Source organism: Marisediminitalea sp., assembly GCF_984433645.1.
The window spans coordinates 1-11,177 of record NZ_CFIDRX010000142.1 but is presented as its reverse complement, the minus strand read 5'-3'; the positions used below and the strand labels follow the sequence as shown (position 1 = coordinate 11,177).

Sequence of the window (11,177 nt, the reverse complement as noted above, 5' to 3'; positions counted from 1 at the left end):
CTCTGCATGCACCTCCAGCTTCCTAGATCCTGTCGAATCCTAATCAGCCCCGGAGTTGAAGCGCGAATGGTATCGCGAAAGTGGGTTGTACACAACTGGCATTTCACCGTTTTGTGTCAGGATTTCATCCAAATATGGCATTGTATCCTGTTGGTGAGCCGCGTTTTTTTGCTACATTACCCACATAACAGATATAGGGGTAATTCGGAATAATGCAACCCTTGGATGTAAAAGTCGTAGAGCAGGTATTGGCGTGGCTAAATAACAGTCAGCCAGTTTGGTTTTGTACGGTGCTATCTACCTGGGGATCTTCTCCCAGAGAGCCGGGCAGTTTATTTGCAGCTTGCAGTGCCAGTGAATGGGTCGGTTCTTTGTCGGGTGGCTGCGTGGAAGATGAATTTCTGGCGCAACTCGGCTCGCCTGAATCATTGCAACCTGTTGCTATTCAGCGATATGGCGACGGGCAAAGCAACGGTGAAATAAAGTTACCCTGTGGTGGGATCTTAACCGTGTGCGTTGAGTATATTCAGCCGACAAAAGGCTGGGTAAACCATTTTGAAGACTACCTCGACGCTATTCGCGGCCGGCGTCTACTCACTCGTACCATAGATTTGAAAAGTGCTGACGTATCGTTCAGTCCAGCGTCGGTTTCGCAGTCGCCGGTAGACTGGCAGGGGGGCGAGTCGCCTGTCTTTGTTCGAATAGGCCCGGCAAAGCGATTGATCATTGCGGGTATTTCTCCGGTTGCCGAGTATTGCGTGCAGTTTGCATTGGCGCTCGGTTTTGAAGTGATTGTGTGTGAGCATCGTCAGGAAGAGTTGGCGCGTGTCACGCTCTCGGGGTGTCAGATTGTTCCCGTGTTCCCGGCTGACTATATTTTGCAGCCAGATGCCGTGCACGGGCAAACAGCCATAGTGTCGTTAACGCACGATGCCAGAGTCGACGATACCACCATGCTTGATGCGGTGAATACCAATGCCTTTTACGTTGGCGTAATGGGGTCTAAACGTACGTCTCGTAATCGGGCAGAGCGTTTACAGCGTATCGGGCAGTTGGATGACCAAACGCTGGCAAAAATACACATGCCGATTGGGTTGGACATTGGCAGCAAGACGCCGGCAGAAATTGCGTTGGCAGTAATGGCCGACATTGTCGCCAAATACCGGGCAGTCCATTAATTCAGGGATATAAAAGAGCATGAAAAGGCTAATTTGCAGTGTGTTGGTTTTGGCATTTGTGTCACTTAACGCCTTTGCTGATGCGCTGTCCACACCACTGATGCTGGATAACGGTGAATATGAAATCCCTGCCATTATGACATCACCAGAGGGGACAGCTGTGGTGCCAGGTGTCATCTTGTTGCATGGCAGCGCTTCGCATAAAAACGAAGTCGGTGATTTGTATTTGCGTCTTGCTGAACAGTTAGCGAACAACGGCATTGCGTCTATACGGATTGATTTTGCAGGCACCGGAGATAGCCCGGTAGATTACACGCACTACACGTTAAAAACTGCGGTGCGCGATGCGGAAGTGGCGTTAGCGTTTTTGCGTTCACAGCCACAGGTAGACGACCATCGAATTGGCGTTGTTGGGTTCAGTCAGGGCGGTTTGATCGCGCAGTTACTGTTAGCGCAGCAACCCGGTATTAAGAGCTTCGTGGCTTGGTCATCGGTAGCGTCTGATGGCATTGGGCCGTTTGCAGACATGTTTGAAACGCTGTACATGACAGCAAAACGTGAAGGCCAGGTAGAACAGCAATTCGCGTGGCGTCCGCCTTTATCGGTAAGTTATGAATGGTTTGAGCAAGTAATGGCGAACCAGTCGTTGTCGGGGATGGCAGAATACACCGGATCGGTATTGGCCATTGCTGGCAGTAACGACACGGTGGTACCGCCAACTGCGGCTACCAAACTGATTGTGGCGAGTGGCAGTGATGTTGCCAGAGCCGTCATCATAAAAGGGGCCGATCACATATTCAATGTGCTGGACGAAAACGCAAATCAGGATGAACAGCTGCTGGAGATGACAACAGAATGGTTTGCAGAGGCGCTATGATTGCGCCTCGCAGTAACGCTGGTGGTCAAGCTTTGTGCTTCATTACGCGGGCTTTCTGGCGGTCCCAGTCGCGATCTTTAATGGTGTCGCGCTTGTCGTGACTCTGCTTACCTTTAGCAAGGTGAATTTCCAGTTTAACCCAGCACTTTTTCCAGTACATGGCGGTGGAAACAATCGAGTAGCCTTGTCGGTCTCGTGCACCCATTAAGCGATCAAGCTCACGCCTGTTTAACAGCAATTTACGCGCGCGTTCTGGCTCGCAAATTACGTGTGTTGACGCCTGATTCAATGGCGTAATACGGCAACCAACCAGGTATGCCTCGCCATTTTGGATAATCACATAGGTGTCTTTGATATTCACTTTACCGTCGCGAATACTTTTCAGCTCCCATCCCTGTAATGAGATGCCGGCTTCAAATTTGTCTTCGAGGTAATAGTCGTGACGCGCCTTTTTGTTAAGGGCGATAGTACCTGTGGATTGCTTGGATTTATTCTTTTTCATGCGCGCTATTATACTGATTGCGCAACGCTTGTCTCGTATTTCCTGAGCAGGTAGAAAAAATTTTGTAGTAAGGATTACAGCGATTTGGATTGTGCGCCAATGTTCAGTTTTGTGGTAAACTCCGTTCACCGTGTTACCAAGTTATGAATGATATGCCTACAATTCAGCGAAGCGCGCTGGTCGCTTATAGCGCGCAGTCAATGTTTGATCTGGTGAATGACGTGAATGCGTATTCTGAGTTTTTACCGGGTTGTTCAGACAGCAAAATCATCAGTCAGCAAGACAACGCGATGCAGGCGTCTTTGCTGATTGCAAAAGCCGGTATCAAGCAGTGGTTTACGACAGAAAACTACCTTGAACCAGCGAAAAGCATACAAATGACACTCGTTGACGGCCCTTTCAAAAAGCTCCAGGGAGGCTGGACGTTTTCCGCACTGTCAGAGTCGGCTTGTAAGATAGAACTGAATCTGCATTTTGAGTTCAAAAATCGCATGGTCGAAATGGCGTTTGGTAAAATTTTTAATAGCCTGGCCGAGAGCATGGTGAAAGCCTTTACACAACGAGCCAAGGTGGTATACGCGTAATGGACGACCTGATTAACGTAGAAGTGGCTTACGCTACCCCCGAAAAACAGTCACTTATTGAACTCACGGTGCCAGTTGGCTCTACGGTAGAGCAGGCAATAATGGCGTCGGGTGTACTCGATATTCACCCGGAAATTGAACTCAAAAAAGCCAAGGTAGGGGTGTGGAATCGGGTAGTTAAACCTTCGTTAGAAGTGAACAATGGCGACCGTATTGAAGTGTATCGCCCGTTAATTGCAGACCCGAAAGAAGTGCGTAAACGCCGGGCTGAAAAAGCCATTCAGGAGGGCCGGGCAGACAAAGTAACCGGTGGCCGCCCTAATCCGCTAAAAGCCGGCGCCAAAAACTAATCGTGGCGCTCGGTTAGGGTGCCTACCGCCAGTACCGGTGAGGCATCAATTTGTTCTGCATCCATCATTGAAGCAATGCGCTGCATGGTGGCTATCATCTGACTTTGTTCCCATTCCGCCAACTGACTGAATCGTTCCACAAAGTGCTCCTGTAACGGGCGAGGGGCCGTCTCTACAGCTTGCTGACCTTTTTCTGTTAAATACACGCCTACTTTGCGTTTGTCTTCAGTACTGCGAATACGGTTAGCAAGCTCGCGGGCCTCTAACCTATCCAGGATATTGGTGATGGTCGCAGGACTCAGGTTAATGTTGTCGGCAATTTCTTTTACCATGATCCCAGGTTTCTCTGCGATGTTTTGCAAAACCATTAACTGCGGTCCGGTAATGCCCACGTCTTTACTGAGTTGTTTACTTCGCAAATCGACCGCCCTGATCACTCTTCTCAGGGCTACCAGTAATTCTTCATCTTTGCGCATTTACGTTCCTGCTAATTATTTTAATAGGTGTAAAAAGTGTTGATGCTTCTGGAAGTGGTCCAGTACATCGTTTATTACGCCATCTTTAGACCATCCCATGATGTCGTAATCCTGACCGCCTTCAGCCAAGTGAACTTCGGCGCGATAGTACGTCTGTCCTTCATCTGAGTCCAGTGTTTCTTCGGTAGACACAGGAATATCGGGCTGTCGCGTCTTTGTTAGGTAGACGGCATAAATAAAGTTATTCTGTCCGCTAAACTCAACTTCCAGCGCAACGTGCGTATCGCTGATGTCCAGGCTGGCGTTGTACTGTTGTTCAGCAAACTCTTCACGGATCTCATGCAGTGCCGGATAAACGTTGCGGATCATGTAGCCGGATACCGCCTTTTTATTCGGGAAAGTCACCAGTTCGGAAAGCCGCTCTTTCCAGGGTTTATCGTGTTCAACTACCGCTGTTTGTACCGCCGTAATTTGCAGGCTGTCGCGTTTGTGCTTTTCTATGCGTAGCGACTTTATTAAGCCGGTTATCGCGATAAGCAGAATAATGGAAAAGGGCAGTGCGGCAACAATTGTCATGGTTTGTAAAGCGCCCAGTCCACCGGCGTAGAGCAAAATCGCCGCTACTAAACCTACTGCAATGGCCCAGTATACGCGTTGCCACAGCGGCGTATCGTTGCGTCCATGGGAGCACAACATGTCTACAACCATTGCCCCTGAGTCACAGGACGTAACAAAGAAAATAATCACCATCACCAGTGCAATCACACTAATAATACTGCTAAACGGGAAGTGATCCAGGAACACAAACAGTGCAACAGCACTGTCTTCTTTTACCATATTCGCTAGTTCGGTGAACCCTTCTGTGAATACCAATTCGATTGCGGCATTGCCGAACACCGTCATCCACAACAGTGTGAAAGCCGTCGGGATCATCAGTACTCCCAGCACAAATTCCCGCAATGTGCGACCAAAGGAAATCCGCGCTATGAACAATCCGACGAAAGGTGCCCAGGCCAACCACCATCCCCAGTAGAATATTGTCCAGCCGCCGATCCAATCGGTTTTCTGGTAGGCGAATAAATTGAACGTGTTACGCACAATGTCCGACAAATACGCGCCGGTATTTTGCAGGTAAGCCTGCAATAAGAACACCGTGGGTCCCGCAATCAGAATGAATCCCAGTAGTACAACTGCCATGATCATATTGGTTTCAGACAACCGGCGGATGCCTTTTTCAAGGCCGGTCATTACCGACACAATAGCCAGTGCTACCACACCCGTCATAATGCCAATTTGCATGGCGGTGGATTTAGGGACGTCAAACACAAAGTTAAGGCCTGCGTTTATTTGACTTGCACCCAGCCCCAGCGAGGTTGAAATACCAAAAATTGTGGCCGTTACCGCTAACGCATCGACCACATGCCCCTGCCAACCATAAATTTTGTCGCCAATTAATGGGTACAGCGTCGACCGGAGCGTTAACGGAAGTTGATGACGAAAAGCGTAATAGCCCAATACCAGGGCAACTATTGCGTAAATCGCCCAGGCGTGGAGACCCCAATGGAAGAACGTTGTCTTCATGGCCTCTTTTACTGCTTCTACCGAGTTCGGGGTTTCAGTTGGTGGTGCCATAAAGTGCATGAGCGGCTCGGCAACACCGAAGAACATCAAGCCGATACCCATGCCCGCCGCAAATAGCATAGACAGCCAGGTGAGTATGGAAAATTCGGGTTTGGCGTGGTCCGGCCCAAGGCGTATGTCGCCGTATTCTGATACACCAATAAACACCACGACCAACAAAATAACGGCCACGGTGAGTACGTAAAACCAACTACCGTTGTCTACCACGGATTGTTGCATGGTGCTGAATACCGTGTTTGCCATATCAGGATTGATGACAGTAAAAATCAATAACAGCGTGATAAAAGCTGAGGCGGCAAAAAATACCGGCTTGTTTAAAGATGCGGGTTGTTCTGTCGTGTGTTGCTGACTGCTTTGCAAGATTATGACCTTTCTACCAACAGTTTTTTATTCAATTGACAGAATATACAACAAAAATGCACTTCAAAAAAATCATGTTAAAAATAATTAGACAAGAAGCTATATTTTGATCCTTTATGCTGTCTATTCCGTTGAAATGTGCTGTTTTATATGGATGTGCTACAATGGTTGCTTAGATTGTGTAAAAATATAATAAGCACAATGCAATCGATTGTATCGTTCAAATTGCATTTAATAAGAATAAATTCAATTCGTTCTAAATCTAGAAAGGGTTCATTTAATGAAAAAAACACACCTCAGCTGCGCCATTGTGGCCGCACTGACTGCTCAGCAAGCTCTTGCTCAAACGCCTGACACCAAAGCGTCTATCGAAACCATTGAAGTTACGGCAACAAAACGTTCAGAATCTATTCAGGATGTGCCGGTTGCTGTTTCTGCGTTGAGCGGTGATGCGCTTGAAAACATGGGCATTGATAACTTTCAGGATTACGTAGAGTTTTTACCTAATGTCGTGTTTCAGGGAACGGGCCCGGGTCAAAACGAGATTTACATTCGTGGTGCGGCAACCACGCAGTCAAGCATTACGCTATCATCCGTTCAGGCATTGCAGCCTTCTGTTGCGTTTTATCAGGATGAAATGCCGGTTTCTATGGCTGGTCGTAACCTGGATATTTATGCAACCGACGTTCAGCGCGTTGAAGTACTGCCTGGACCACAAGGGACATTGTTTGGTGCCAGTTCTCAGGCCGGTACGGTTCGCCTGATCACCAAAAAGCCCGATCATTCAGGCTTTGCTGCTGGCTTTGACACCAGTATTTCAACCACCAAAGGCGGCGAGCTTAGCAACTCAGTTGAAGCCTATATCAATATTACGCCCACCGATGATCTGGCGTTACGCGTTGTTGCTTACAACGAAAAGCAGGGCGGCTGGATTGATAACCTGGAAAATGACCCAGGCAACGGCGGTTATATCGGAAGTGCGGTTGTCATTGACCGAATCTCTGGTGGCGCGCTGGCTGGCTATGGTGCGGATCCGGCTGAAATGGATACGCGTCGCGTAGTAAATGGCTTTACGCCTAACACCGCAGCGGTTGTTTCGCCTCGCAATGGCGAACACGTAGAAGACGATTTTAACGATGCTGTTTATTCGGGTGCGCGTATTGGTTTATCTTACCATATCAACGAGAACTGGGACTTACTGGTTCAGCACACCGAACAAACTCTGGACACCGAAGGGGTGTTTGCCTACGACCCAACTTTATCGGGTGAAAGTTCAGCAAACCGCTTCCAGGCTGATGAAAACTCAGATGAATTTGGTTTGACAACCTGGACTGTAGAAGGGCGTCTGGACAAACTGGAAATGGTTTACACCGGTGGTTATCTGGATCGCGAAATCGATACCTTAACTGATTATACCGGTTACACTAACGGCGGTTTATTCTCTGCGTATTACGTGTGCAATCACTACGACACACCCGATAATCCAGCTGACATCCGCTGTCTTGACCCAACCAAATACTATAAAGAAGACACCACCAGCACGCGTTTAACCCACGAGTTCCGAGTGAATACTGACGTGGACGCGCCATGGCGAGTGACTGCGGGCCTATTCTACGACGAGCAAGAAGTCGCGTCGGTAGGTCAGTTTAAGATTGCCAACACCGAAATGGCGACCTTTGGTTTTGACGACCTGTCTTCATCACGTCGCTTGCAAGGCACACAGGGCATTAACAGTAACGGCGGTCCTTTCTCGCCAGAAATCAGTTTTGTGAATGATATTACACACCGCATTGAGCAAATCGCGGTATTCGGTCAGTTCGAATACGACATCACTGATACACTGACAGCAAGTGTGGGTGCACGCTGGTATCAAATTGATGACATCTATCGCGGTGCAACAACAACCCGTGACGTTACCAGTCGACTGCAGGCCTATGGTCAGAATGTGACCGACCCGGCTGTTTATGACGCCCTGCGTTTAGATGGCGAAGGCATAGTTTCGGCAATTCAAAGCGGCGATTTAGACATCAGCCTGTTGGATGATCAAGGCGTACTGACGGTAGATGACACCATCTTTAAGTTCGGCCTGGACTGGAAAGTGTCAGACGACGTGTTGTTGTTCGCTAACTATTCAGAAGGTTTCCGTCCGCCGGTCACAAACCGTTTAGGTGGCGATGCCGCGGCTAATCAATCGGGCGCGTTTGAAGGCTTCCGTATTCCAGTGTATTCAACAACCGATACGCTGGACAACTACGAGTTAGGCCTGAAGGGGGATTTCCTCGACGGTATTCTGCGCGTTAATGCCACGGGTTATTATTCTGAAATCAGTGAGCTACAAACTTCTCGCTTCGACCCGACTAACATCAGTTTCCTGGTATTCACCGACAACGTGGGTGATGCCGAAGTGAAAGGTGTTGACGCTGATATTACCTGGTTGGCAACGGACAACCTGGTGGTTAACGCTGCATTTAGTATCCTTGATACTGAGTTAACGCGAATCAACCCAGAGCTTGAAGGCATTGCCGCTGGTGTTGGTACCGAATTGCCGTATTCAGCAAGTTTCTCTGGTAACGTGAATGCGCGTTACTACTTCGAACTGGATGGTGGCAAAGAAGGCTTTGTTAATGCGTCAGTCTCTTACACCGGTGACCGCTTAGCTGGCATGATCATGGATGCCTATGTAATGGAAGATGCAACCCAGCTTATTTATGGCACGGGTTCTGGCCTGAAAATTCAGGACGAGGCTGCAGTGTATGCTGGGGCAACTTACAACGACGCAAACGGTAACCCTTTCCGCGGCGGCCGTTATGTGCAGGAAGCCTACATGATCAGTAACGTGTCGGTAGGGATGTCAGACGATAGCTGGAAAGTTGAACTGTTTATCGACAACGTGTTCAACGAGTCAGCCATGCTGAACATCGATACACAGCAATACACGCCCAAGGTGGTAACGAATCGCCCAAGAACAGTTGGCGTACGCTTCTCTTTTGATTATTATTAATCGAAACAAGTACCTGTAATCAGGCAATAGCGGCAAGCTTCGGCTTGCCGTTTTACTTTTCAGCTGTGAATAGCAATGGCCAATACTTCTACATCATTACTGCAAACGGTTAAACAGTCGCTACAACAAGGCAGGTTGGACAACGCCAAAGCCGCGTTGGAACAGTTATTTCTGCTCAATATTAATGAACACGAAACAGCAGAAACGCTGTATCTGTCGGCTGTTACCTATCGACTAGCGAAAGACTTTCAGCATGCCATTAGGCGCATTGACGATTTATTGGCGTTGCGACCGGACTACGGCCGTGCATATCAGGAGGCTGGTTACTGTTATTTAGCGATGGGCAACCAGCAGGCTGCCAGCAGTGCGTTTTTTAAAGCCACGCAATACAATCCCGCTTTGCTAACCAGCTGGCACCAGTTATTAAAGATTTACACTCAGTTTAATGACCACAAAGCCAAAGACATTGCGCAGCAGCAGATCGCTCACTGGCAGGGATTACCCGCGCCTATTCGCGGTGGTTACGATCTGATGTACGAAAACAACCTGGTTGATGCCGAGCGTGTTTGCAGGCAATTTCTTCAGCAACACAAGCACCAGCCCGACGCCATGATGTTATTGGCAGAAATTGGCATCCAAATGAAGGTTTACCACGACGCTGAGTTTTTGTTGGAAAGCTGTATTGCGTTGTATCCCGACAACCAGCGCGCTGTGTCACTGTATTTGGGATTGTTAGCCAAGCTGGGTAAGCACGACCTCATTGAGCATCAGGTTACTGCTTTACCGGCGACTGTTCAGAACTCGACAGCAATGCAAATGGCGCTGGCGAATGCTTGTTTGGGCTTAAATAAAACGGAACAGGCCATCCGTATTTTCAACTCACTGCTTGCAGCCGATCCGGATAAACCGGCTGTTTGGCTGGCATTGGGCCACGCCCATAAAACGGCTGGCGCGGCAGAGCAGGCGGTGGAAGCCTACAAGCAGGCTGCCCATTATCATCCTTCATTTGGTGATGCTTATTGGAGCCTGGCAAATATGAAATCTTATCGGTTTACCAACGAGGAAATCAGTAGGATGCAGGACAGGGCAGAGTCACCGTCGTTGTCGGTAGATGACAAGGTGCACTTGTGCTTTGCTTTAGGTAAAGCGCATGAGGACAATAAACAATTCGATGCTTCCTTTGCGTATTACGAAAAAGGGAATGCACTCAAAAAGGCCACTTTATCATTTAGCATAGAACGCACCGAACAAGCCATTCTCCAACAGGTAGACGCGTTTCCTGTTGAGGTCGGAGCGCCATCGCCAAAAGGCTTCCCGGCACCCGATCCTATTTTCATTGTTGGTATGCCACGAGCTGGATCCACGCTGATTGAACAAATTCTGGCGTCGCACAGTGATATTGACGGCACTATGGAGCTGCACAATATTCTGGCTCTGGCATCGCAAATAAATACGCCGGCTATGCAGTCACAATTAGCAAACCAGAAGGAAACACAATCAACGTTTGTGCCGTATCCCTTTGCGGTATCACATCTTACTCACGCCCAGCGATACCAGTTGGGTAAAGCTTATATTGAACAGACCCGTTGTTACCGGGAACAGGCCCCGTTTTTTATAGATAAAATGCCGAATAATTTTATGCACATTGGTCTTATCAAGCAGATCCTGCCCAATGCAAAAATTATCGACGCACGACGGGAGCCGATGGATTGCTGTTTTAGTAACTTCAAGCAATTGTTTGGTGAAGGGCAAGAGTTTTCTTATTCCCTTGATGACGTTGCCCGTTACTATCAGGCTTATTTATCACTCATGGATCACTGGCATCAGTGTTATCCTGGCGACATCCTTACTGTACATCACGAGGACGTGCTGGATGATCTGCCCGGTCAGGTCGCCCGGATTCTGGACTATATTGGGGTGCCATTTGAAGAGGCTTGTGTGGCATTTCACCAAACCCAGCGGTTAATTAAAACGCCCAGCGCCGAACAAGTCAGACAGCCTATCAATCGCTCAGGGCAGGGAAGGTGGAAGCCTTACGCTTCTCACCTGGATGCACTCACCAAGCGCTTTCATTAGCGCCGAATATTCAGTACTTCCTACGCTGTAAGCCAGTTTCTGCAAGAATTTTGGCGGAGATTTCTTCAATAGAGTACTTGGTACTGTTCAGGAATGGGATTTTTTCTTTGCGGTAGAGGTTTTCAACTTCCC

At 48.5% G+C, this 11,177-nt stretch carries 9 protein-coding genes and 1 pseudogene; 6 read left to right on the top strand and 4 right to left on the bottom strand.

All coding sequences use genetic code 11. The annotated features are described in order from the left end of the window. The first annotated feature begins 212 nt into the window (after window positions 1–212). The gene (locus tag AC4MRN_RS15730) at window positions 213–1,178 is read left to right on the top strand and encodes an XdhC family protein (RefSeq protein ID WP_491203806.1); all 966 of its coding nucleotides are present in this window, start codon (window positions 213–215) and stop codon (window positions 1,176–1,178) included. 19 nt (window positions 1,179–1,197) lie between these two features. Beyond that, window positions 1,198–2,055, top strand: coding sequence for an alpha/beta hydrolase family protein (locus tag AC4MRN_RS15725; RefSeq protein ID WP_491203805.1), 858 nt, complete (start codon window positions 1,198–1,200; stop codon window positions 2,053–2,055). A 25-nt stretch (window positions 2,056–2,080) separates the two neighbouring features. On the opposite strand, the gene smpB is transcribed toward AC4MRN_RS15725, so the two are convergent. Continuing rightward, window positions 2,081–2,557 carry an SsrA-binding protein SmpB gene (gene smpB, locus AC4MRN_RS15720; RefSeq protein ID WP_073321701.1) on the bottom strand — a complete coding sequence of 159 codons (477 nt, stop codon included), beginning with the start codon at window positions 2,555–2,557 and terminating at the stop codon, window positions 2,081–2,083. Between the two features lie 152 nt (window positions 2,558–2,709). Here smpB and AC4MRN_RS15715 point away from each other — a divergent pair, with 152 nt between their 5' ends. Both AC4MRN_RS15715 and AC4MRN_RS15710 read left to right on the top strand, forming a co-directional pair. Then, entirely contained in the window at window positions 2,710–3,141 is a 432-nt protein-coding gene (locus tag AC4MRN_RS15715; RefSeq protein ID WP_073322774.1) for a type II toxin-antitoxin system RatA family toxin, read from the top strand. Next, window positions 3,141–3,491 carry an RnfH family protein gene (locus AC4MRN_RS15710; RefSeq protein ID WP_073321698.1) on the top strand — a complete coding sequence of 117 codons (351 nt, stop codon included), beginning with the start codon at window positions 3,141–3,143 and terminating at the stop codon, window positions 3,489–3,491. Before AC4MRN_RS15715 ends, AC4MRN_RS15710 begins: the two co-directional genes overlap by 1 nt. On the opposite strand, the gene AC4MRN_RS15705 is transcribed toward AC4MRN_RS15710, so the two are convergent. Beyond that, entirely contained in the window at window positions 3,488–3,967 is a 480-nt protein-coding gene (locus tag AC4MRN_RS15705; protein WP_073321695.1) for a MarR family winged helix-turn-helix transcriptional regulator, read from the bottom strand. The genes AC4MRN_RS15710 and AC4MRN_RS15705 overlap by 4 nt on opposite strands. A gap of 15 nt (window positions 3,968–3,982) precedes the next feature. Next, window positions 3,983–5,968: a BCCT family transporter gene (locus AC4MRN_RS15700; RefSeq protein WP_491203804.1), complete on the bottom strand. Its 1,986-nt coding sequence runs from the start codon at window positions 5,966–5,968 to the stop codon at window positions 3,983–3,985. A gap of 280 nt (window positions 5,969–6,248) precedes the next feature. On the opposite strand from AC4MRN_RS15700, the gene AC4MRN_RS15695 reads away from it, so the two are divergent. Together AC4MRN_RS15695 and AC4MRN_RS15690 are read left to right on the top strand one after the other, a co-directional pair. Then, a complete protein-coding gene (locus AC4MRN_RS15695) occupies window positions 6,249–8,969 on the top strand; it encodes a TonB-dependent receptor (protein ID WP_491203803.1) in 2,721 nt (906 codons plus the stop codon). Window positions 8,970–9,044: 75 nt separating this feature from the next. Continuing rightward, a complete protein-coding gene (locus AC4MRN_RS15690; RefSeq protein ID WP_491203802.1) occupies window positions 9,045–11,045 on the top strand; it encodes a tetratricopeptide repeat-containing sulfotransferase family protein in 2,001 nt (666 codons plus the stop codon). Window positions 11,046–11,055: 10 nt separating this feature from the next. Here the strand turns inward: AC4MRN_RS15690 and AC4MRN_RS15685 are convergent. After that, window positions 11,056–11,177 (bottom strand): annotated as a pseudogene (locus AC4MRN_RS15685) (phosphoenolpyruvate synthase regulatory protein); the annotation flags it as partial.